The sequence below is a fragment of the Rhizobium sp. KNZ14-9A genome (assembly GCF_056755015.1).
Map to the genome: position 1 here is coordinate 336843 of NZ_JBPGXB010000004.1, position 22886 is coordinate 359728.

Below are 22886 nucleotides of genomic sequence, written 5' to 3' on the forward strand. Positions count from 1 at the left end.
GCGACTGGCGGCCGTGACGGTTCAGTTTCCGGCACTCTCCATCCGGCGGGTGGTCAACACTTTTTCCAGCCAGCCGATCTCCATTTCCGGGACGGATTTCAGGAGCAGGTCGGTGTAGTCGTCGAAGGGCGGCGAGAGCGCCTTCGATTTCGGTCCGAAGCGAACGAGCCTGCCGCGATGCATGACTGCGACGCTATCGGCAATAGCGCGCACGATGGCGATGTCGTGTGTGATGAAGATGTAGGAGAGCTTTTCCTCTTCCTGCAGCCGCATCAATAGTTTGAGGATGCCTTCTGCAACCAGTGGATCAAGGGCCGAGGTCGGCTCGTCGCACAGGATGAGTTCCGGCTTGGCCGCAAGCGCGCGGGCGATGGCGACGCGCTGCTTCTGGCCGCCCGAGAGCTCTGCCGGGTAGCGGTTCAGGAAGCCGTTGCCCATCTCGATCTGGTCGAGCAGTTCCTTCACGCGGCCCGTCTTCGCAGCTCCCCTGAGGCCGTAGTAGAAGGTCAGCGGTCGACCGATGACGTCGCGCACGGTCTGGCGCGGGTTCATCGCCGTGTCGGCCATCTGATAGATGAGCTGGATACGGCGCAGATCGTCGCGCGAACGATGCCTGACCTCGGCGGTCAACGGCTTGCCGGCAAAGGAGATCGTCCCGGCGCTGGGCGCCAAGAGCCCGGTGATGACGCGGGCGAGCGTCGATTTTCCCGAGCCCGATTCACCGACGATCGCTAGTGTCTGTCCCTTCGGTAGATGGAGGCTGACATCGTTCAGGACCTTGAAGCCATTGGAATATTCCGCACTGACGTTTTCGACTTTCAATAAAGTGTCGGACTGGTCGGTTGCTTCCTGTCGCAAGCTCTGCCGTACATTGACGAGGGCGCGGGTATAATCCTCCCGTGGCTCTTCGATGATCTGCCGGACGCTGCCATATTCCACCGTCCGACCATGGCGCAGCACCATGATGTCGTCGGAGATCTGGGCGACGACCGCAAGGTCGTGGGTGATGTAGAGAGCCGCGGTATGGGTCTCCTCGATGGCGTGCTTGATCGCTGCCAAGACGTCGATCTGGGTGGTGACGTCAAGTGCCGTGGTCGGTTCGTCGAAGACGATCAGTTCGGGGTTGGAGCAGAGCGCCATCGCCGTCATGGCGCGCTGCAGCTGGCCGCCCGAGACCTGGTGGGGAAAGCGCTCGCCGAAGCTTTCGGGATTGGGCAGGCCGAGAACGCCGAACAGATAAAGCGCGCGCTTGCGCGCCTCGTCCTTACTCATCAATCCATGTTTGATCGAAGCTTCGACCACCTGATCGCCGAGCCGATGCGCAGGATTGAAAGCAGCGGCAGCCGACTGCGCGACGTAGCAGACCCGCGCGCCGCGAATTTGACGGATGCCGTTCTTGCTGAGCGCCAGGATGTTGGCACCGTCGAGCAGCACCTCGCCGCCGGTGATTTCGGCTCCACCCCGGCCATAGGCGAGTGCGGAAAGGCCGATCGTCGACTTGCCGGCGCCCGATTCCCCGATAAGGCCGAGAACCTTGCCCTTCTGCAGGTCGAAGGAAACCCCATCGACGATCGTCACCCGCCTGGGCGGTTCGCCCGGCGGATAGCTGGTGGCTTCGATCTTCAGATTGTGAACGGAAAGAAGCTCAGGCATCGCCGCGCCCTCCCTTGAGGCTGGATGTGCGTTTTAAGAGCCAGTCGACGACGAGGTTGACACAGACGGCAAGCACGGCGATCGCCGTGCCCGGCACCAGCGCTGCGGAGATGCCGAAGATGATGCCGTCCTTGTTGTCCTTGACCATGCCGCCCCAATCGGCCGCGGGCGGTTGAATGCCGAGGCCGAGGAAGGAAAGTGTCGAGAGGAACAGGATCGAGAAGGCGAAACGCAGCCCGAATTCGGCAAGCAGCGGCGACAGCGTGTTCGGCAGGATCTCGCGGAAGATGATCCAGAGCTTGCCTTCGCCGCGAAGTTTCGCTGCCTCGACGAATTCCATCACCGCGACATCGAGTGCGACGGCGCGGCCGAGACGATAGACGCGGGTGGAATCGAGGATAGCCATGACGAGGATCAGAACGATGAGGTTTTGCGGCAGCACCGCAAGAACCACGAGCGCGAAGATCAGCGTCGGGATCGACATCATTAGATCGTTGAAGCGTGAGAGGACGGTGTCAATGAGGCCGCGCGAGACGGCGGCGGTGAAGCTCAGGATGACGCCGAGCGAGAAGGAGATGACGGTGGCGGCGGATGAGACGAGCAGCGTCGTGCGCGCGCCGTAGATCAGGCGCGAGAGAATGTCGCGGCCGAGATTATCGAGACCGAAGATATATTGATCATCAGGCAACTGCCAGACGTCGCCGACGACCTGCGTCTCGCCATAGGGCGCGATCCAGGGTGCGAAGATCGCGAAGATGAAGGCGACGGCGATGCCAAACATGCCGATCCAGGCGGTGATGGGGATATCTCGCAATCTCATCTTGGATGCCTCAGCCTGGGATTGGCGATGATCGCGAGGATATCGGCCATCATGTTGAGGAAGATGTAGACGGCGGCAAAGATAAGGCCACAGGCCTGCACCACCGGCATGTCGCGCACGGTGACTGCATCGACCATGTATTGCCCCATGCCGGGATAGACGAAGACGACTTCGACAACGACGACGCCGACGACGAGATAGGCGAGGTTCAATGCGACGACGTTGATAATCGGCGCGAGCGCATTGGGGGCGGCGTGCTTGACGATCGCGCGGAAGGCGCTAAGGCCCTTCAGCTCAGCGGTTTCCATATAGGCCGAGGACATGACGGAGAGGATCGCAGCCCGCGTCATGCGCATCATGTGCGCGAGCACGACGAGCACGAGGGTCGCCGTCGGCAGCGCGATCGCCTTCAATCGCTCGACGAAGCCCATGCTGTCGTAGACGGTCGCCGGAAATGTGGCCATGCCGAACTTCACCGCGAAGAACAGGATCAGCAGGTAGCCGATGAAGAATTCCGGGAGCGAGATCGCCGCAAGCGAGATGACGTTGATGATCTTGTCAGGCAGGCGGTTGCGGAAGTGCACCGACAGCATGCCGAGGCCGATGGCGAGCGGCACGGATATCACCGCTGCGAAACCGGCCAGAAAAAGCGAATTGCCGAGGCGTTTGCCGATCTGTTCGCTCACCGAATTCTTGCTGGCCCAGGAGGTGCCGAAATCACCCTGAATGGCGTTGCCGAGCCATTCGACGTAACGCGTCGTGACCGGGCGGTTCAATCCGAGATCTTGACGAATATTGGCAACGGCCTGCGGCGTCGCCGACTGGCCGAGATAGGTGGTAGCAAAATCGCCGGGCAGGGCTTCCAAGCCGCCGAAGATCAGGATGGAAACGGCAAAAAGCAGCACGAGGCTGAGCACGAAGCGCTCGAGGATGAGGGCAAGCAGCGGAAAACGCTGCCGGAACCTGAGGCCGGGCAAGATATTGCTTGAGGCAGGATTGGTCATGGCGAGGACCTCGCGCTAAAACGTCGGGAGGACCGCGGGTTTTCATCCCACGGTCCCGGCTTCGTTGAAGATCGGCGGGGCATGTGCCCCCTAGCCATCAGGCGTCCAGCCAGACGCGCGTTGCGACGTAGCCGTTCGACATGTCGTTGCCGATGTCGTGCACATAACCCTTCACCTGCTTGGTGGAGGCGTTCACGAAATCGTTGAACATTGGCAGGATCACGCCGCCCTCGTCGCGTACCATCATCGCCATGGTGCGATACATGTCCTTGCGCCTGGCTTCATCAAGTTCGGAGCGGGCCTGCAGCAACAGCTTGTCGAAGTCGGGACGCTTGAACTTGGTGTCGTTCCAGTCCGCCGTCGAGAGATAGGCGGTGGAATACATCTGGTCCTGCGTCGGACGGCCGCCCCAATAGGAGGTCGAGAAGGGCTGGACGTTCCAAACGTTGGTCCAGTAACCGTCGCCCGGCTCGCGCTTGACCTCGATCTCGATGCCGGCCTTCTTGCAGCTTTCCTGATAGAGGACGGCCGCGTCGACACCGCCGGGGAAGGCGACTTCGGAAGTGCGTAGAAGGACCGAGCCGCTATGGCCTGATTTCTTGTAGTGGAAGGCCGCCTTGTCGGGATCGTAGACGCGCTGCTCGATGCCCTCGGGGAAAAGCGCATAGGTGCTGTTGATCGGGAAGTCGTTGCCGACCTTGCCGTAACCGCCGAGGATCTTCTCCACCATGGTCTCGCGGTCCATGGCGTATTTGAGCGCCAGGCGCAGGTCGTTGTTGTCGAACGGCGCCTTATCGCAGTGCATGATGAAGACGTAGTGGCCGCGGCCGGCGGTCGAGAGGATCTCGACGTTCGGAGCGCGTTTCAACAGATTGACGGTCTTCGGATCGACGCGGTTGATGTAGTGGACCTGGCCGGACGACAGTGCCGCGATGCGGGCGGTGGCGTCGTTCATGCCGATGATTTCGATCGAATCGACATAACCCCGGTCGGTGCGCCAATCGTCCTTGTTCTTTTCGAAGGTGGCCCGGACGCCGGGCTCGAAGCTCGTCATCTTGTAGGGGCCGGTGCCGATCGAGGCCAGAGGGTCGTCGACGCCGCCGTTCGGCTGTATGACCAGATGGTAGTCCGACAGCAGCAGCGGCATGTCGGCATTGCCTTCGGAAAGCGTCAGCACGAGATTGCCGCCGTCGGCCTTGATCTCCTTGATCGAGCCGAGAACACCGAGCGCGCCGGATTCCGACTTCGCGTCGGTGTGACGCTTCAGCGTCGCAACGACGTCGTCGATGGTCAGTTCCTTGCCATCGTGGAACTTGACGCCCTTGCGGATCTTGAAGGTCCAGGTCGCCGCGTCCTTCGACGGCTCCCAGGATTCGGCAAGCGACGGCACGGCAGCACCCGTCAGCGGATCGGATTCGACCAGCATGTCGCCCCAGCAGCGGCCGATGCAGAACATGACCTGCGACAGGAACTTCGCCGGATCCTTCGAATCGGTGGCTGCACCACCTTCGAGGCCAAGCTTCAGATGACCGCCACGCTTCGGTTCGGCGGCCTCGGCACTTTCGGTAAAGAGCTTGTCGGCAACAGCAAGCGTCAGGCCGGCTGCCATGGCGCGTCCCAGGAATTCGCGGCGGCTGAGGCCACCGGCGGTCACCCGGCTTGCGAGATATTTCGTGTAGTCGTTCATTCCCCTTCTCCTTCTTATGGTGCGTTGACTTCGGTTTTTGGGCATGATCCCCGAACGGTTTCCTCTTCCGTTCGCGGTGCCCGCACGCTTGCGGGAAGATGATGCGGTTGCCGCCGCCTTGTTACCGTCCTTTCCAGTTAGGGCTTCGTTTCTCGGCGAAAGCCCGTGCGCCTTCCAATTGGTCCTCGCTCGAATAAAGTCGGTCGACCGTCGCAAACTGCCGTTTGGTGATTTTGTTCATGGCAGTCTGAAAGGTCGAACCCTCCGATTCACGGACGATTTCCTTGATTGCCGCGTAGACGAGCGGCGGTCCGCTTTCGAGCAGACGGGCAAGATCCCAGGCCCGCTCCATCAGCTTGTGCTCTGGCAGGATTTCGTTGACGAAACCCCAGCGATGCGCCTCCTGGACGTCAAGCCAGCGGCCGGTCAAAAGCATGTCCATGGCGATATGATAGGGGATGCGCTTCGGTAGCTTCACCGAGGCGGCATCGGCAACCGTGCCGGAGCGGATTTCCGGAAGGGCGAAGGTCGCATGTTCGGCTGCGAGGATCAGGTCGGCGGAGAGCGCGATCTCCAGCCCGCCGCCGCAACAGATCCCATTCACAGCACAGATAACCGGCTTGTTGAGATCGCGCAGTTCCTGCAGCCCGCCGAAACCGCCGACACCATAGTCGCCGTCGACCGCGTCGCCTGCTGCGGCAGCCTTCAGGTCCCATCCGGCACAGAAGAATTTCTCGCCCGCGCCGGAGATGATCGCCACGCGCAGCGAGGGGTCGTCGCGGAAGTCACGGAATACCAGTCCCATGGCGCGGCTGGTCGCAAGGTCGATGGCATTTGCCTTCGGCCGGTCGATGATGACTTCCAGCACTGCGCCAACCTGTCGGGTGCGAATGGGGTCGCTCAACCTATGCTACCTCCTTCGCCGGATCAGGGCATCGACTGCGGCAACGCCGCGACTTTCGGGAAGAACCATCAATGGATTAATGTCGAGTTCCTCCAGCCGTGCCGCATTCATTACGACATAATCTGCCGCCCGTGCGACAGCCGTTACGGTTGCTTCGAGGTCGCCTCTCGGGCGTCCGCGATAGCCGTCGATCAGCTTTGCGATCTTCAGGCGTGAAATTGCTTCTGAAATATCCGATCTCGTCGTTGGCAGTGGCAAAATGACGGAATCCTCCAGCAATTCGACGAAAATCCCGCCGGCGCCAAGCGTCAGCGATAATCCGAAAACCGGGTCGCGGGAGGCGCCGACGATCAGCTCGGCGACGGGACGATCGATCATCTGCTCGACCAGAAAACCGCTTGTCGCAGCCATCTTTGATGCGGCATCCGAGACGGCTCTGGCATCCTTCAGGTTGAGTACGACCGCTCCTGCTTCGGTCTTGTGCGCGACGCCGAGCGCTTTCAGGACGACGGGAAAGCCGATCCGCTCCGCACAATCTGCCGCCTGAAGGGGCGTACTCGCAATCAGGCCTTTGGGTATCCGAAGGCCGGCGAGGTTGAGTTCTACCTTGGCATCGGCCTCCGTCAGCGTTTCGACTGCGCCTTCAACGGACGACACATTGAGGAGCGGCAGGGGAGGCGGTTTGCGCCAGGCATAGCCGATGCCGGCTGCGACTTCCGCGGCAATCAGGGTTTCATCAATGCCGCAGAAGGGAACGACGCCTTCGGCGATCAGGCGGCTGGCGACGGCCTCCGGCATGGTCTCGGGCAGGGTCGCCAGGATCCCGGCGAGTGCGTCTGTCGCAGAGGCAGCGGCAATGACGGCATTCGCCGTCGTCACCCAGTCGGCTGTACTGCACCGGTCGGTGCGGGGAAAATCGAGCACGACGAGATTAAGGGCGTAGCCACCCTCGAACATGGCCGTGAAAGCCTCTGTCTGGCGCGCGAGATCGCCCCACACGAACGTGTGGTAATCGAGCGGATTGGAGAGCGTCACCATGTCGCCGAGGATGCGCCTCAGACGCGGCAATTGCCTTGGTTCGAGGTCCCGGAACGTGACGGCGCGCCCGACCGCAGCATCCGCCATCAACGAGGCCTCGCCGCCTGAACAGCTCATCGACGAGATCGAAGGGTCTGGCAGCGGGCCGGCGACATGCAGGAGCTTCAGCGTTTCAAGCAGCGCTGGCAGCGTTCCGACGCGGCCGAGGCCGAGGCGGGTAAGCACCGCATCGGCCAGGGCATCGCCACCGGCAAGCGATGCGGTATGGGAAAGCGTTGCCTGCCTTGCCTGTTCAGACTTGCCGACTTTCAGCACGACAACAGGCTTTTTCGTCAGGCGGGCGGTGGCGGCGAGGCATTCGAGCGCGGCTGGATCTCCAAAGCCTTCGACATGCAGGCCAAGCGCCGTCACGCGCGGGTCGGAAAGCAGGCCACAGGCGACGTCGGACAGCGAGGTTTGCGCCTGGTTGCCTGACGTTACGACATAGGCGATCGGTAGACCGCGCGTCTGCATGGTCAGGTTGAGCGCTATATTCGACGATTGGGTCAGGATCGCCACGCCGCGATCGACACGCGCCATGCCGTGCTGGTCGGGCCAGAGCAGTGCGCCGTCGAGACCGTTGATAAAGCCGTAGCAGTTCGGTCCGAGGATCGGCATGTCGCCTGCAGCGGCAATCAGCGCCTGTTGCAGGTCGGCGCCATCGGCAAGTTCCGCCACGGCCTCGCTGAAGCCCGAAGCATAACAGACCGCGCCGCCGGCGCCAGCCGCCGACAGGCTGCGAACGATCTCGATGGTCAATGTCCTGTTGACGCCGACGAAGGCCGCGTCTGGCGGAGAGGGCAGTTCGGAAACGTTTCTGAAGCACCGCCGTCCGAGGACTTCATCGAGCGTCGGATGAACGGGCCAGATCTCGCCCGCAAACCCCATCCGGTCGCACTGTTCAATTACCCGGCGCGCCTCACGGCCGCCGAAGACGGCGATCGTTTGTGGTCTGAACAGGCGCTCGAGCGGGCGGGACGTCATCGGCTACGCTCCCAGAGGCCGTAGGAGATCGCGGCTGATGATATGGCGCTGGATCTCCGACGTGCCGTCCCAGATGCGCTCGACGCGCGCATCACGCCAGAAGCGGGCGAGCGGCAGGTCATCCATCAGGCCCATGCCGCCATAGATCTGGATCGCCTCATCCGTGACGCGCGCAAGCATTTCAGAGGCGTAGAGCTTGGCCGACGCGATTTCGCGATCGGAGGATAGGCCGGCATCCAGGCGCCATGCCGCCGAAAGCGTTAGCCAGTCGGCTGCGTCGATCTCCGTGATCATGTCGGCAAGCTTGAAGGAGACGCCCTGGTTGGCGCCGATCGGCCTGCCGAACTGCTTGCGCTCGGCGGCATAGGACAAAGCCATGTCGAAGACGCGCCGCGCCCTGCCGACGCAGGTGGCAGCGACCGTCAGCCGCGTGCCGTAAAGCCATTGATTGGCAAGCTCGAAACCGCGATGCAGTTCGCCGAGCACCTGGGAGCGCGGAACACGGCAGTCAGCAAAGCTCAGGGTGCAATTGTGATAGCCGCGGTGGGAGACAGAATCATAGCCTTTGAGAATTTCGAAGCCCGGCGTGCCGCGGTCGACCAGAAATGCGGTGATCTTCTTCTTGAGGCCCTTTGGCGTTTCCTCCTCGCCGGTTGCGGCAAAGACGATGATGAAATCGGCGGCATCGGCATGCGAAATGAAATGCTTGGTCCCATTGAGCACGAAATCGCCACCGTTGCTGCGAGCGGTGCATTTCATGCCGCGCATGTCAGAACCGGCGTCCGGTTCGGTGATCGCCAGCGCGTCGATCTTTTCTGCGCGGACGGCAGGAAGCAAATAACGTTCGCGCTGCTCGCCCTCGCAGGCCATCAGGATGCCTGAGGGACGGCCGAAAAAGACTGTTAGCGCCATGGAGCCGCGGCCAAGTTCGCGCTCGACCAGTGTGAAGGTGACATGGTCGAGGCCGGCGCCGCCGGCCTCTTCGGGGAAATTGCAGGCGTAGAAGCCGAGATCGATGCATTTGCGTCGGATCTCAACGGCGAGATCCGGCGGGACGATGCCGGTGCGCTCGACTTCGTTCTCATGCGGATAGATTTCGGTTTCGACGAAGCCGCGGACCGTCTCGACGATCATTTCCTGCTCTTCGCTGAGGCCGAAATCCATGACGATCTCCTTATCGTTTCTGGCCGACATGGCGGCCGGCCCCTTCCGGGAGAGGCAGCTTTGAGTGAGCCGCGGCAATAGCATTCGCCTTGTCGAGCACGGCGGCTGGCGCCGGCGTCGCCTTGCCGGCCGCAGAATCGACATGCAGCAGCATCTGCTCGGCAGTGGCGAGCACGGCGCCGCTCTCGGTGTCGCAGATCGTGTGGAAGAGGTGCAGCCGCTTCTCATCGACTGCGAGGATCTGGCATGTCGAATGGATGGTCTGCCCGAGCTTTGCCTCGCCGAGATGGCGGATATGGGTCTCGACCGTATAGTAGCTCTGCCCGGCCTCGACATAGGCAAGATCGACCCCGATCAGGCGCAAGAGCGCGTCGGAGGTGTCGCCAAAGACCTGCAGGTAGCGATGCTCCGTCATATGGCCATTATAGTCGACCCAGGCGGGGCTCACCTTCGTCTCGACGAGCTTCAGGGGTTCTGTGGGATCGGCAGCAGCGGTTTTCCCGCCGCCTGCTGCCCAGAGGGCACGTTCGAAATCCTTCAGCAATTCGCCGGCACCCCAGCCCTTGCCGTCGTTGCCGGCCTTCAGCGCCTGCAGGATGCCGACGAGGTTTTCGTCGCGGATGCGCTCCAATGCGCGGATTGAAAGGCCGGCAGCCTGTTCGTCGGATTGTTTTCCGATCTTCTCGATCAGCGCGTCGTCGAGATCGACGACGTCGGTTAGCTTCGTCCAGGGCCAGGCAAGGCATGGCCCGAACTGGGCGAGGAAATGGCGCATGCCGGCCTCGCCGCCGGCGATGCGATAGGTCTGGAACAAGCCCATCTGCGCCCAGCGCAGTCCGAAGGAATAGCGGATGACGTCGTCGAGCGTTTCGACGGTGCAGATATCGTCATGGATAAGCCAGAGCGCCTCGCGCCAGAGCGCTTCGAGCAGCCGATCACCGACGAAGGCCTCGATCTCCTTGGCGATATGGACGCCCTTCATGCCGATCGGGATCAGACGTTCCATCGCTGCCTCGATGTTGGCTTTCGAGGTCTTCTTGCCACCGACAATCTCCACCAGGGGCAGCAGGTAGACGGGATTATAGGGATGGGCGACGAAGAGACGCTCGGGATGCTTCATGTCACGCTGCAGGTCGCTCGGCAGCAGGCCGGAAGTGGATGAGCCGATCAGGGCATCCGGGCCTGCGGCAGCGTCGATCTCACTCAAGACGCGGCGCTTCAGGTCGAGCCGTTCCGGCACGCTTTCCTGGATCCAGTCGGCACCGGAGACGGCCTCTTGCAGGGACTTTTCGAAGGTGAGCCGGCCGCGTGGCGGCAGCGGGGCACCAGTCAGCATCCCATAGGCCTTTTCCGCATTGGCAATGACCTCGCCGACGATGCGGCTTGCTTCCGGATGCGGATCGAAGACGCTGACATCAATGCCGGCAAGCAGAAAACGTGCAATCCATCCGCCGCCGATGACGCCGCCGCCGATACAAGCCGCTTTGGTAATCCCTGTCATTTCGTCCTCAGCGCTTCGTCAGTTTCAGTTTCTTGCGGACGTCCTCAGGACCGATGATCCGCGCGCCCATGCCTTCGACCACCTGCACCGCCTTTTCGACAAGTTGCGCATTGGTGGCGAGAGCGCCCTTGCCGATATAGAGATTATCCTCCAGGCCAACGCGAACATTGCCGCCCGCCAGAACCGCGGCAGCCGGATAGGCCATGGCGTTGCGACCGATCGAAAAGACCGAGAAGGTCCAGCTATCGGGCACGTTGTTGACCATTGCCATGAAGGTGTTGAGATCGTCAGGGGCACCCCACGGAATGCCCATGCAGAGCTGGATCAGCACCGGATCCTCGATCAGGCCCTCTTCGGCGAGCTGCTTTGCAAACCACAGATGGCCGGTGTCGAAGGCTTCGATCTCGGGGCGCACGCCGAGATCGGTCATTTTCTTGGCCATTGCCCGCAGCATGGCGGGCGTGTTGGTCATGACGTAGTCGCCGAGATTGAAGTTCATCGTGCCGCAGTCGAGCGTGCAGATTTCGGGAAGGCATTCGGCAATATGGCTGACGCGCTCGGTTGCGCCTGCCATGTCCGTCCCCTTCGCCTTTAAGGGCAGGGGGCTTTCGACGTCGCCGAAAATCAGGTCTCCACCCATGCCGGCCGTCAGGTTCAGCACCACATCGACGTCTGCCGAACGGATGCGGTCGGTGACCTCCCTGTAGAGGTCGTTGCGGCGGCTCGCGGCACCGGTTTCCGGATCGCGGACATGGCAGTGAACGACTGCCGCCCCAGCCTTGGCGGCGTCGATCGCGGAATCCGCGATCTGCTTGGGAGTAATGGGAACGTGGCTGGATTTCGAAACCGTATCACCGGCACCGGTGACGGCGCAGGTGATGAAAACATCGCGGTTCATCGCAAGAGGCATGTTTGTTGTTCTCCCTCGTCTTGAGGGTATTACGCGCCAGGATGGGAGAGGATGCTTTGCATTTTCGGAATCGATCGATACATTATCGGAACACTAGGGAGGGGACTGTGCTGGAGCGATCGACGGAACGGCTCGACATCGATCTTCTCGTCCTGCCGGACACCAACCTCATCCTCATTGCCTCTGTCATCGAACCGCTGCGCGGGGCAAACCGCATTTCCGGCAGCGAGCTCTACCGCTGGCGCATCTTCACGCCTGATGGAGAAGCGGTGCCGACAACCAGCCACATTGCCATACCGACACAGGGAACGTTCCAGACCACGGCATCGGACACGCCGCTCTTCGTGCTGGCGAGCTACAACTGGCGGCAAAGCGCGACTGCTGGCCTGAAGATGCAGCTATCGCAGGCGGCACGCCACCGGACCATGATCGCCGGCATCGAATCCGGCACCTGGCTGCTTGCCGAAGCCTGCCTGCTCGACGGCTTGTCTGCGACCGTCCATTGGGAGGACTACGAGGATTTCGCGCTCGCCTATCCGCAAGTGTCGGCCGTCAAGGACCGGTTCGTCATCGACGGCAAGCGGCTGACGACATCGGGCTCGCTGCCGACCGTGGACCTGATGCTGGAGGTTATCCGACGGCGTCAGAGCTATTCGCTGGCGCTCGAGGTCAGCCGGCTGTTCCGCTACGAGCAGCCATCCTTTCACGCCGACGAGGCGCTATCGGCGGGCTTGCGCATGGATGATCCGCGAGTGGCCCACGCCGTGCGGCTGATGGAGGAAAATATCGAGCAGCCGATCGTGCTGGCACGGCTTGCACGCAGGGTCGGCATCAGCGCGCGGCACCTGCAGGATCTCTTCCAGGCGTCGATCGGTGCGCCGCCACATATCCACTATCTTGCTCTGAGACTGAACGCGGCGCGGCGCAGAGTGATCGAGACGACGGCGTCCTTCGCCGATATAGCAGCCGCAACCGGCTTCAACTCGGCCTCCGCCTTCGCGCGAAGCTATCGGGCAAGCTATTCCGAAAGCCCTTCGGAAACGAGGCGACGGCTGCGACGCCCGATCATGCCGTCGCAGACGCGGCCATAGGCTGGAAGGCATCGCGGACCATCTCGGCCAGTTCGCGAACCGCTTCGCTCGACCGGAATGTGTTGCGACGAAGAACGACCCTGGAGGAATCGACCGGCGGGAAGCCGTCCTCGGTCGTCAGTTCCCGGCAGCCGGGCGGGATATTGCTGCGCGACAGCGTCGTCACGGCAAGACCGGCCGTCACGGCGTTCTTCAGTCCGGAGCTGGTATCGGCAATGAAAGCGACCCGGTAGTTGCGTCCAAGCTGGTGCAGCGACTTCAATGCAAAATCGCGACACCAGCTCGAGTCTCTATAGGTTGCGATCGGCAGCGGGTCGATGTCGTGCAGCCGGTGGACGATCGAGGTCACCCAGACGGTCGGGTCGATGCAGAGCACCTCGCCACTCATTTGATCGCTCCAGTCGAAGACGACGGCGAGATCGAGCTCGTCGCGTTCCAGGGCGGCGATGTTGCGGACAGTATAATCGCAGGAGATCGTGACCTCGACAGCCGGATGACGCACGGCGAAGGCCGCAAGCGCGGCAGGCAGCACCGTCTGGCTATATTCCTCGGGAATGCCGATGCGAACCGGTCCGCCGAGCGGTTTGCTGCGGATCGTCGCCGCCGCCTCGCTCAGGAGATCGATGACACGGCGGGCATAGGGGACAAGCTGGACGCCCTGACGTGTCAGCACCACCCCTCGGGCGCCGCGCTCGAACAGTGCTTCGCCGATCGTGTCTTCCAGCTTCTTGATGGCCGCGCTGATCGCAGACTGTGTTCTGCCGACGCGCTGTGCCGCCGCCGAAAAATTGGTGGTCTCGACGACGACGAGGAAGGTTCGGAGAAGATCACTCTCGATGGGCTCGCGCATGGACAGCCATAGAAAAAATCGATGACATCCATCTCTACTATTCGTTTGTCTGATGTCAATTGCGGGTGCAAAAAGGAGGTGCGTTCGACTTTCCTCCTTCGAGAATAACCTGCGTGACGATTGAACATCCGGCCAGGCACCTCGGTGCCGGCGAGCGCGAGAAGGGCATCCTTCTCGTCATCGGGGCGACGCTTGCCTGGAGCGCCAGCGGGGTCTACTCGCGGCTCCTGACGACAGACGTCTGGACGGCGATCGCCTGGCGTTCGCTGTTCGGTGGGCTGTTCCTGCTGATCCCCTGCCTGTTCCTCGAAGGCGGGGTATCACGAAAGCAATGGCGTTCGGTCCTGCATCCGTCCGGCCTGGCGATGATTGTCTGCCAGACCGTCAGTCAGGGCTGCTTCATCGGGGCGCTCTATATGACCAGCGTCGCGAATGTGACGATGATCTATTCGACCGCACCCTTCATCGCCGCCCTGTTCGGATGGATCATCCTGAAAGAGGGGGTCGCCAGGCGCACGCTGATTGCCGGGGGCATTTCTCTTCTGGGTGTTGTGGTCATCGTTGCCTCGTCGATCGGCGGCGGGACCGGGCTCGGCGACCTGCTGGCGCTCGGCATGACGGTTTCCTTCGCACTCGTCATCATCATTCCGCGCATCAATCCCGAGGTGCCGAGCCTGCCGCCGACCGTTGTCAGCGCCTTCCTGACGCTTATCATTTTCGCCCCTTTCGGCTCGGTCGGCTCGCTCGATCTTCACAACTGGATCGTGCTGGCAGCCTTCGGAGCGACCAATTTTTCGCTGGCGCTCGTGCTTTTCCTGGCTGGGGCGAGGCGAATGCCGCCGGCCGAAGCCGCGCTGATCGGAACAATGGAGATTGTATTGACGCCGTTCTGGGTCTGGCTCATGTTTTCCGAACAGCCGCCGGTTGCCACCTTCTTTGGGGGGGCCGTCATCCTTGGAGCCGTGCTCTGGCACACCGCAATCGACCTCAGCCGCAGCCGGCGGGCGCATGCCGGCTAGAATGCGGCGTCGGCCGGATCGTCATTCGTTGCGGCATCGGCCAGAATAGCGGTTCGATTGCCACTCCCACCCAAGCGACGAGAGCGGATATGACCTCTAGAGATCCCCTGCTGCAGCCTTTCCAACTCAAGCACCTGACGCTGAAAAACCGCGTCATGTCGACCGCTCACGAGCCGGCCTATTCGGAAAACGGCATGCCGACGGATCGCTACCGGCTCTATCACAGGGAAAAGGCGAGAGGCGGTATTGCGCTCACCATGACGGCGGGATCGGCGGTCGTCTCACCTGACTCTCCGCCATCCTTCGGCAATCTCCATGCCTATCGCGACGAGATCGTGCCCTGGCTGAAGATGCTTGCCGACGACTGTCATGAGTTCGGTGCAGCGGTCATGATCCAGCTCACGCATCTTGGCCGCCGCACGGGCTGGAACAGGGGCGACTGGTTGCCTGTGCTGTCAGCCTCGCCGATCCGTGAGCCGGCACACCGGGCCTTCCCGAAAGAGGTCGAAGACTGGGACATCGAACGCATTGTGGCAGACTATGCCACGGCGGCGCAGCGCATGCAGGAAGCCGGCCTCGACGGTATCGAGATCGAGGCCTATGGCCATCTGCTGGATGGCTTCTGGTCGCCGGCGACCAATCGGCGCGAGGATGAATTCGGCGGCTCGCTCGACAATCGCATGCGTTTTTCTGTCATGGTCACGCGGGCGGTTCGCGAGGCGGTTGGGCCGGATTTCATCGTCGGCATGCGCCTTGTCGCCGACGAGGACTGGGAGAAAGGACTGTCACGCGAGGAAGGCATAGAGATCGCTTCACAATTCGCGCGATCCGGCGATATCGATTTTCTCAACATCATTCGCGGTCATATCGACAGCGATGTGGCGCTCAACGAGGTCATTCCGATCCAGGGCATGGCGTCTGCACCGCATCTCGATTTTGCCGGTGAAGTGAGGGCGATAACCAAGTTCCCCGTCTTTCATGCCGCACGCATCGGTGACGTGGCGACAGCCCGTCATGCGATCGCCGAGGGAAAGCTCGACATGGTCGGCATGACGCGCGCCCATATTGCCGATCCACATATCGTGCGCAAGATCGAGAGCGGCGAGGAGGCGCGCATCCGGCCCTGCGTCGGCGCCACTTATTGTCTCGACCGTATCTATGAAGGCGGCGAGGCACTCTGTGTCCACAATGCCGCGACCGGTCGCGAAGGGGAAATCCCGCACGAGATCCCCAAGGCGGAGATCCGTCGTAAGGCGGTCGTGGTCGGTGCCGGACCGGCCGGTCTCGAGGCCGCTCGCGTGCTTGCCGAGCGTGGTCACGAGGTGGCTGTTCTGGAAGCGACCGGAAAGGCCGGCGGACAGGTCAACCTGCTCATCCGCAATCCCCGGCGCAAGGAGATGATTGGTATCATCGACTGGCGGCTGGCGGAACTGGAGCGGCTGGGTGTTCGCATGCACTATGATGTCTACGCAGAGGCAAGCGACGTCATTGCTCTTGAACCCGATCTCGTTGTCATTGCGACCGGTGGCATCGCACAGCAGCCAGAACTGGATGCAGGCGATGAGCTTGTGACATCTTCCTGGGAAATCCTCGCCGGCGGTGTCAGGATCGCCGACACAGTACTGCTCTTCGATGACAATGGCGCACATCCGGGCATGTCGGCGGCTGAGGTGATTGCCAGAAGCGGCGCGGAGCTCGAGCTTGTGTCGCCCGAACGCTTTTTCGCGCCCGATCTGGGGGGCATGAACCACGTGCCCTATGCCCGTACCTTCGCAGAACGGAACGTCAAGGTGACCATCAACACGCGGCTCAAATCCGTCCGGCGCGACGGCAATGCCCTTGTCGCCGTACTCGGGTCGGATTTTGCAGACGGCGCACAGTGGGAGCGGCGCGTCTCCCAGGTCGTCGTCGAACATGGCACGCTTGCCAATGACGGGCCCTATCTTGAGCTGAAGCCGCTTTCGCGAAATCTTGGTGCGGTGGACTATTCTGCCCTGATCAATCGTCAGCCACCGCTGCCGCTGCGCAATAGCGAGGGGCGTTTCGACCTCGTGCGGATCGGCGACGCGGTTTCGAGCCGCAACATTCATGCCGCCGTCTATGATGCGCTGAGGTTCTGTTCGTTGTTTTGAGCTCTTGACCGTGGGCCTGGCTTTTGTGTGTCTATGTGACCTCAGGGCCCGCGCTCAGGCCGCCGCGGCGTGTTCGAGCATCTCGTAGAGATCTTCGGCAAAGCTGCGCAGCACCGTGAGCTCGAAGCTTGTCGCCTGCGTGCGCGTCAGCTGGACGGAGACATGTCCGAAAAGTGTAACGGCCGATTGGCCGACGGGGAAAGCGGCGGGATCGAGGTCGACCGCCGTTCCCCGAGTGAGCAGGTCCGCAGCGCGGGGACCGGAAAGAGCGATGCGGATGCGGCCATGGCTCTGATCGCAGACGAAGCTTCTGCCTCTCAGATGATCGGCAAGGAGCGCGATACGCGAGGGCGACAGGCTTTCCTCGCCTGTTATATACCATTGCTGATAACCGGCCACTCGCGCAGCGCTCGTTGCCAGTCCAGCGGCAGAGAGCGCGTTGGCGAGGCTATCACCGTCGATTGCGCCCATGACATGCAGGAGATGGCCTTCCGGCAGCGGCTCCAGCCGGATGCCGGAGCCTTCAACTGTCGCCTTGCCTGTGAGAGCTGGCTTGTGTTCGGGACGTTCAGGCATGGAGCTTCTCGTTGTCGGGATCGATGAAGACGGGACTGCAGAGCACCGCCTCGGTGAATTCGTTTCTCAGGCCATTCCAGACCACGACCTTTTCGCCCATGCGCTCAGGCCCACGCTTGACGAGCGCAAGGCCGATCGTATGGCCAAGACTCGGTGAGAAGGCGCTCGAGGTCACATAGCCCTGGTCGTTTTCAAGGGTCGCTGCGGCATGCTTGGCAAGGATATGGGAACCGGTGCGGAAGCTCGTCGCCGGATCGAGCGGCTTGACGCCGACGAGGCGAGGGCGGTCCTCGGCCTGCAAACCTTCGCGGGCGAGCATCGCCTTGCCGATGAAGTCGGGCTTGGTGGCCGAAACCATGCGGGCGAAGCCGAGATCGCCTGGCGTAACCGTTCCGTTGATCTCGGCATGGGTGACATGGCCCTTCTCTATGCGCATGACCCCGAGTGCCTCGGCACCGTAGGGGCAGATGCCGTGCTTTTCACCCGCCTGCATGATCCGGTCGGCGACCCATTCGCCGTAGCCGGCCGGCACGGCGAGTTCATAGGCGAGTTCGCCGGAGAAGGAGATCCGGAAGAGCCGGCCCTCAAGCGAGCCGCCGAAGAGGGAGACCACGCGCGCGCTCATGAAGGGGAAGGCGGCATCGGAAATATCCGCGTCGACGATCTCGGAAAGGATCGCGCGCGATTTCGGGCCGGCGACCGCCATCTGCGCCCATTGGTCGGTCGAGGAGGCAAAACGGACGTCAAGTTCCGGCCAGAGCGTTTGGGCGCAGAATTCGAGATGGGTCAGCACGCCGGCGGCGAGCGCCGTCGTCGTCGTCATGAAGAAATGGTCCTCGGCAAAGCGGCTCGTCGTGCCGTCGTCGTAGATCATGCCGTCCTCGCGCAGCATGATGCCATAGCGCGCCCGGCCGACCGGTAGCTTGGCAAAGCCGTTGCAATAGACGCGGTCGAGGAAGGCAGCGGCATCCCTGCCGAAGACCTCGATCTTGCCGAGGGTGGAGACGTCGCAAATGCCGGCATTCTGCCGGATGTTCAGCACCTCGCGGTCGACGCTCTCACGCCAGGTCGTCTCTCCCGCACGTGGAAACCACGAGGAGCGGTACCAGAGCCCGGTCTCGACGAAGACGGCGCCATTCTTCTTTGCCCAGCCATGTAGCGGTGACCTGCGTACCGGCTGGAAATGACGGCCGCGCGAGCCGCCCGTCAGGGCGCCGAAGGCGACAGGCGTATAGAAGGGACGGAATGTGGTCGTGCCGACGTCGGCAGGCGACATGCCGCGGGCCTCGGCCAGGATGCCGATCGCATTGATATTGGAAAGCTTGCCCTGGTCGGTCGCCATGCCGCTTGTCGTATAGCGTTTGGCAAGCTCGACATGCCCATATCCCTCGCGAACGGCAAGGCCGAGGTCCTTGAGGTGGACGTCGTTCTGATAATCAACGAAGGCCTTGCCCTTTCCGCCCTTGACGGACCAAAGCGGCTTCGAGGCCGCCTCGGTTTCCTCGACGGGCGCGAAGGCGGGCTCAACCTTGACGAAGCCGATCGCCCTCAGTGCCTCAACGGCCTTCGCCGCGCCATCGCCGAGGCAGGCGCCCGTCGCGCCGAGCCCGGCCGCAGAGCCGGTAATCGACAGTCCCTGCTGGCGTTCCGGCGCCAGGAAGGCTGCCCTTTCCTCGGACCAGACCGGCTTGGCGCCCCGATGGCAGGCAAGGTGGATGATCGGGCTCCAGCCGCCGGACATGGCAAGCGCATCCGCCTCGATGCGCTGCACTGCCGAAGCGGTCTCGATCGTGACATGGCGCAGGCGTTGGCCGCCATGCGCGTCGCGCACGCGGCTGCCGTTCAGCACGCGGGCACGTCCGGACCAGGCATTGTTGGCCGCATCGCGGCTGTCGACGATGGCGGCGACATCGACACCGGCGGCTTCGAGCGCGGCCGCTGTGCGATAGCCGGACGCATTGCTGGTGAAGATCACAATGCGGCCGCCGGGCGTCACCGCCTGGCGGCTGAGATAGCTGTGCATCGCGCCGGCCATCATGACGCCTGGAATATCGTTGCCGCCGAAGACGAGCGGCCGCTCTTCGGCGCCCGAGGCGAGGATTGCCTGTTTGGCGATGATACGCCAGAGGCGCTCGACGGGCCGATGCGGATCGGGTAGCGCCACATGTTTTTGCACACGCTCGACTGCGCCGAAGACATTGTCGTCGTACCAGCCGACGACCGTCGTGCGTGGCAGGAGACGGACGTTCGGCAGGCCCTCGAGTTCGTCGAGCATGTCCTGCAGCCGGGTGCCGTTTTCGAGGAGCAGACTGCCGCCGAGCGCGAAATCTTCGTCGGCGAGGATGACGCGGGCGCCGGCGCGTCCTGCCGTCAGCGCCGCTGCGAGCCCGGCAGGTCCTGCGCCGATGACGAGCAGATCACAGTGAGCCCAGCATTTCTCGTAGGAGTCAGGATCGGGCTCGTAGGACGCCTTGCCGAGGCCGGCGGCCTTGCGGATCAGCGGCTCGTAGAGCTTTTCCCAAAGGGCGGCCGGCCACATGAAGGTCTTGTAGTAGAAGCCGGCGCTCAGGAAGGGCGACAGCAGGCCGTTGATGGCGCCAATGTCGAAGCCGAGCGAGGGCCAGCGGTTCTGGCTGCGGGCGATGAGCCCGTCATGGAGTTCGATCATCGTGGCGCGCGTATTGGGCTCTGCGCGCCCGCCGGTGCCCGTCGTGACCAGCGCGTTGGGCTCGGCTGCACCCGCCGTCAGGATGCCGCGCGGCCGGTGATACTTGAAGCTGCGGCCGACAAGCTGGATGCCGTTGCCAAGCAGGGCGGAGGCGAGCGTGTCTCCGGGATGGCCGGCCAGTTGTCTGCCATCGAAGGTAAAGTTCAGCGTGCTCGATCGGTCGATCCGGCCACCGCTGGGAAGCCGCGAACTCGTCATGCCGCACCTCCGAGCTTGGCAAGCGCGGCATCGCTGACGGTGTGAACGGCATGGGTGACGGTGTCGCGCTCAACAACCAGCCAGCGCCGGCAGCCGGAGGAATGGTGCCAGTACTCCTTGTGCCATCCCCTCGGATTGTCCCGCAGATAGACGTAGTCGTACCAGGTGTCAGCGCCGGCATCGGCCGCCGGCCGTATCAGGCTCGCATCGCCCCGGATGGTGAATTCTTCCTTGGGACGGACACCGCAATGGGGGCAGGAAATCAGGCTTGCCATGGCGTCAGGTCCTCAATGCAGGTTGGGCTGGGCGCCGACGCCCTTTTCATCGATCTGATAGCCGCGCCGGAAACGGTCGAGGCGCAGCTCGCGCGCCGTCTCGTGCGGCTCGTTGCGGGCGATCAGGTGGGCGTAACAATAGCCGGAGGCGGGCGTCGCCTTGAAGCCGCCATAGCACCAGCCGGCATTCAGGTAGAGATTATCGATATGGGTGCGGTCGATGATCGGCGAACCGTCCATGCTCATGTCCATGACGCCGCCCCAGCTGCGCAGATATCTGACCCGCGTCAGCGACGGGATCATTGCCACGCCGGCTTCGGCGACGTGCTCGACAGTGGCGAGATTGCCGCGCTGGGCATAGGAATTATAGCCGTCAATATCGCCACCGAAGACGAGGCCACCCTTGTCCGACTGCGAAACGTAGAAATGGCCGGCGCCAAAGGTGACGACGGTATCGATGAACGGTTTCAACCCCTCGGTGACGAAGGCCTGCAGCACATGGCTCTCGATGGGCAGGCGCAAGCCCGCCATGTCGGCGACCACGGTGGAATTGCCGGCGGCAGCGAGCGCCAGCTTGCCGCAGCCCATGAAGCCCCTGGTGGTCTCGACGCCTGTCACCCTGCCATTCTCGCTGCGAATGCCGGTGACCTCGCAATTGGTGATGATGTCGACGCCGCGGCTGTCGGCGCCGCGGGCATAGCCCCAGGCGACCGCATCGTGGCGCACCGTGCCGCCGCGCGGCTGGCGGAGGCCGCCTATGACGGGGAAGCGGGCATTGTCGAAATCGAGAAAGGGCAGCATCTTGCGGACAGCAGCCCGATCGAGGAGCTCTGCGTCAACGCCGTGCAGGCGCATGGCATTGCCGCGCCTTGTATAGGCATCACGCTGCGCATCGGAATGGAAGAGGTTCAGCACGCCGCGCTGCGAAACCATGGCGTTGAAGTTGAAATCCTGTTCCAGCCCTTCCCAAAGCTTCATCGACAACTCGTAGAAGGGGTTGTTGCCGGGCAGCAGGTAGTTGGAGCGGATGATCGTCGTGTTGCGGCCGATATTGCCGGAGCCGAGATAACCCTTCTCCAGCACGGCGACATTGGTGATGCCGAACGTCTTGGCGAGATAATAGGCTGTCGAAAGGCCATGGCCGCCGCCACCCACGATGATCACATCATAATGCGGCTTCGGCGAAGGCTGGCGCCAGGCAGGCGCCCAGCCATTGTTACCGCGAAGCCCGTTTAAGAAGATGGAGAGAGCGGAATAGCGCATGGATAGATCCGGTGGGAGCTGGTGCCATGATGCCAGAAAGGCGAGGAGTGACTTGCCTGTTTAGGACATTTATCGATAAGAAAAGGACATGACGTCTATCGAAGCAAAAAAACTGCATTCCATCGGCTTCATTCTTCTGCCGGGATTTGCCCTGATGTCCTATGCCTCGGCGAGCGAGCCGCTGCGCGCAGCCAACCTGCTCGCCGGGCGGGAAATCTACCGCATCGCATGCTTTTCGCCGGAAGGCGGGGCAGTGTCGTCTTCCGGTGGCGTAGCGGTTCCGGCCGCGCCGCTTCCCGGTCGCGGTTTTGGGCTCGGCACTGTCTTCGTCTGCGCCGGCGGTTCGCCACGCGACTGGCACTATCCGGCCGTGCTTTCCTGCATACGGCAGCTCGCGCGCGAAGGCGTGCGCATCGGCGGCATTTCGGGCGGTCCCTATCTGCTGGCCGAGGCCGGGCTGCTGACCGGTCGTGACTTTACAATCCATTGGGAGCATGCGCCGGCGCTTCTCGAAGCCTTTCCCGACCTGTCGCCGCGCCAAGCGCGTTTCGTCGTCGACGGTAACCGCATTACCTGCGGCGGCGGCATTGCGCCGCTCGACATGATGCATGCGCTGATCGCCGAGCGCATGGGGCCGGATTTCGCCCGCCGTGTCAGCGACTGGTTCCTGCACACCGAGGTCGGCCAGTCGGCGGCGCCGCAACGGGCCTCACTCGCCGAGCGCTACGGCGTGCATCATCCGGGTCTGCTGAGCGTCCTGGAGAAGATGGAGGAAACCATCGAGATGCCGCTTGACCGTGCAGCCATGGCCCGCATTGCCGGCGTGACGCCGCGCCATCTCGACCGCCTGTTCGCCGCTCACCTCGATACGACCTTCCTCGAGCAATACAGACGCATCAGGCTGCAGCACGCTCGAAGGCTCCTTGAACAGAGCCCGCTGTCAATCTCCGAGATCGCCATTGCGACAGGTTTTTCCGGCGGCGCGCATTTTTCGCGCCTCTTTCGCGGCGTCTACGGCACCAGTCCGAGTTCAGTCCGCAAGCTCTGACT

At 62.6% G+C, this 22886-nt stretch carries 18 protein-coding genes; 4 read left to right on the forward strand and 14 right to left on the reverse strand.

All coding sequences use genetic code 11. The features are described from left to right. Positions 1-21: 21 nt before the first annotated feature. The 9 genes from ACR9ZQ_RS31990 to bcoG form a co-directional block, all read right to left on the reverse strand. Positions 22-1653 carry an ABC transporter ATP-binding protein gene (locus ACR9ZQ_RS31990; protein ID WP_481429651.1) on the reverse strand — a complete coding sequence of 544 codons (1632 nt, stop codon included), beginning with the start codon at positions 1651-1653 and terminating at the stop codon, positions 22-24. Beyond that, positions 1646-2473, reverse strand: coding sequence for an ABC transporter permease (locus ACR9ZQ_RS31995; protein WP_113325142.1), 828 nt, complete (start codon positions 2471-2473; stop codon positions 1646-1648). The genes ACR9ZQ_RS31990 and ACR9ZQ_RS31995 overlap by 8 nt, the downstream gene beginning before the upstream one ends. Beyond that, a complete protein-coding gene (locus tag ACR9ZQ_RS32000; RefSeq protein ID WP_113325141.1) occupies positions 2470-3477 on the reverse strand; it encodes an ABC transporter permease in 1008 nt (335 codons plus the stop codon). Before ACR9ZQ_RS32000 ends, ACR9ZQ_RS31995 begins: the two co-directional genes overlap by 4 nt. Before the next feature lie 97 nt (positions 3478-3574). Continuing rightward, complete coding sequence (locus tag ACR9ZQ_RS32005) at positions 3575-5164, reverse strand: ABC transporter substrate-binding protein (RefSeq protein WP_481429652.1); 1590 nt, start codon at positions 5162-5164, stop codon at positions 3575-3577. A 121-nt stretch (positions 5165-5285) separates the two neighbouring features. Continuing rightward, the gene (locus ACR9ZQ_RS32010; RefSeq protein ID WP_481429653.1) at positions 5286-6068 is read right to left on the reverse strand and encodes a carnitinyl-CoA dehydratase; all 783 of its coding nucleotides are present in this window, start codon (positions 6066-6068) and stop codon (positions 5286-5288) included. A 6-nt stretch (positions 6069-6074) separates the two neighbouring features. Then, a complete protein-coding gene (locus tag ACR9ZQ_RS32015) occupies positions 6075-8129 on the reverse strand; it encodes an acetate--CoA ligase family protein (RefSeq protein WP_481429654.1) in 2055 nt (684 codons plus the stop codon). Positions 8130-8132: 3 nt separating this feature from the next. Continuing rightward, complete coding sequence (locus ACR9ZQ_RS32020) at positions 8133-9293, reverse strand: acyl-CoA dehydrogenase family protein (protein WP_481430957.1); 1161 nt, start codon at positions 9291-9293, stop codon at positions 8133-8135. 10 nt (positions 9294-9303) lie between these two features. Beyond that, a complete protein-coding gene (locus tag ACR9ZQ_RS32025) occupies positions 9304-10794 on the reverse strand; it encodes a carnitine 3-dehydrogenase (RefSeq protein ID WP_481429655.1) in 1491 nt (496 codons plus the stop codon). 7 nt (positions 10795-10801) lie between these two features. Beyond that, positions 10802-11704 (reverse strand): 3-dehydrocarnitine:acetyl-CoA trimethylamine transferase BcoG, encoded by a 903-nt coding sequence (gene bcoG / locus ACR9ZQ_RS32030; RefSeq protein ID WP_481429656.1) that lies wholly within the window; start codon positions 11702-11704, stop codon positions 10802-10804. 41 nt (positions 11705-11745) lie between these two features. On the opposite strand from bcoG, the gene ACR9ZQ_RS32035 reads away from it, so the two are divergent. Further along, positions 11746-12795, forward strand: a complete 1050-nt coding sequence (locus ACR9ZQ_RS32035; RefSeq protein WP_481430958.1) for a GlxA family transcriptional regulator — start codon at positions 11746-11748, stop codon at positions 12793-12795. Here ACR9ZQ_RS32035 and ACR9ZQ_RS32040 read toward each other — a convergent pair. Then, on the reverse strand, positions 12770-13645 hold the full coding sequence (locus tag ACR9ZQ_RS32040; protein WP_310381809.1) for a LysR family transcriptional regulator: 876 nt from the start codon (positions 13643-13645) through the stop codon (positions 12770-12772). The genes ACR9ZQ_RS32035 and ACR9ZQ_RS32040 overlap by 26 nt on opposite strands. Before the next feature lie 113 nt (positions 13646-13758). Between ACR9ZQ_RS32040 and ACR9ZQ_RS32045 the strand changes: the two genes are divergently transcribed. Next, positions 13759-14664, forward strand: coding sequence for a DMT family transporter (locus ACR9ZQ_RS32045; RefSeq protein WP_481429657.1), 906 nt, complete (start codon positions 13759-13761; stop codon positions 14662-14664). Positions 14665-14753: 89 nt separating this feature from the next. Beyond that, entirely contained in the window at positions 14754-16796 is a 2043-nt protein-coding gene (locus ACR9ZQ_RS32050; protein WP_481429658.1) for an oxidoreductase, read from the forward strand. A gap of 54 nt (positions 16797-16850) precedes the next feature. Here the strand turns inward: ACR9ZQ_RS32050 and ACR9ZQ_RS32055 are convergent, their stop codons facing one another. From ACR9ZQ_RS32055 to ACR9ZQ_RS32070, 4 genes are read right to left on the reverse strand one after another with little or no spacing between them, the layout of a single operon-like run. Then, positions 16851-17372: a sarcosine oxidase subunit gamma gene (locus tag ACR9ZQ_RS32055; protein WP_481429659.1), complete on the reverse strand. Its 522-nt coding sequence runs from the start codon at positions 17370-17372 to the stop codon at positions 16851-16853. Then, a complete protein-coding gene (locus tag ACR9ZQ_RS32060; protein ID WP_481429660.1) occupies positions 17365-20298 on the reverse strand; it encodes a sarcosine oxidase subunit alpha family protein in 2934 nt (977 codons plus the stop codon). Before ACR9ZQ_RS32060 ends, ACR9ZQ_RS32055 begins: the two co-directional genes overlap by 8 nt. Then, positions 20295-20573 (reverse strand): sarcosine oxidase subunit delta, encoded by a 279-nt coding sequence (locus tag ACR9ZQ_RS32065; protein WP_481429661.1) that lies wholly within the window; start codon positions 20571-20573, stop codon positions 20295-20297. The genes ACR9ZQ_RS32060 and ACR9ZQ_RS32065 overlap by 4 nt, the downstream gene beginning before the upstream one ends. 12 nt (positions 20574-20585) lie before the next feature. Next, positions 20586-21836, reverse strand: coding sequence for a sarcosine oxidase subunit beta family protein (locus ACR9ZQ_RS32070; protein ID WP_481429662.1), 1251 nt, complete (start codon positions 21834-21836; stop codon positions 20586-20588). A gap of 88 nt (positions 21837-21924) precedes the next feature. On the opposite strand from ACR9ZQ_RS32070, the gene ACR9ZQ_RS32075 reads away from it, so the two are divergent. Further along, complete coding sequence (locus tag ACR9ZQ_RS32075; RefSeq protein WP_481429663.1) at positions 21925-22884, forward strand: GlxA family transcriptional regulator; 960 nt, start codon at positions 21925-21927, stop codon at positions 22882-22884. Positions 22885-22886: the final 2 nt, after the last annotated feature.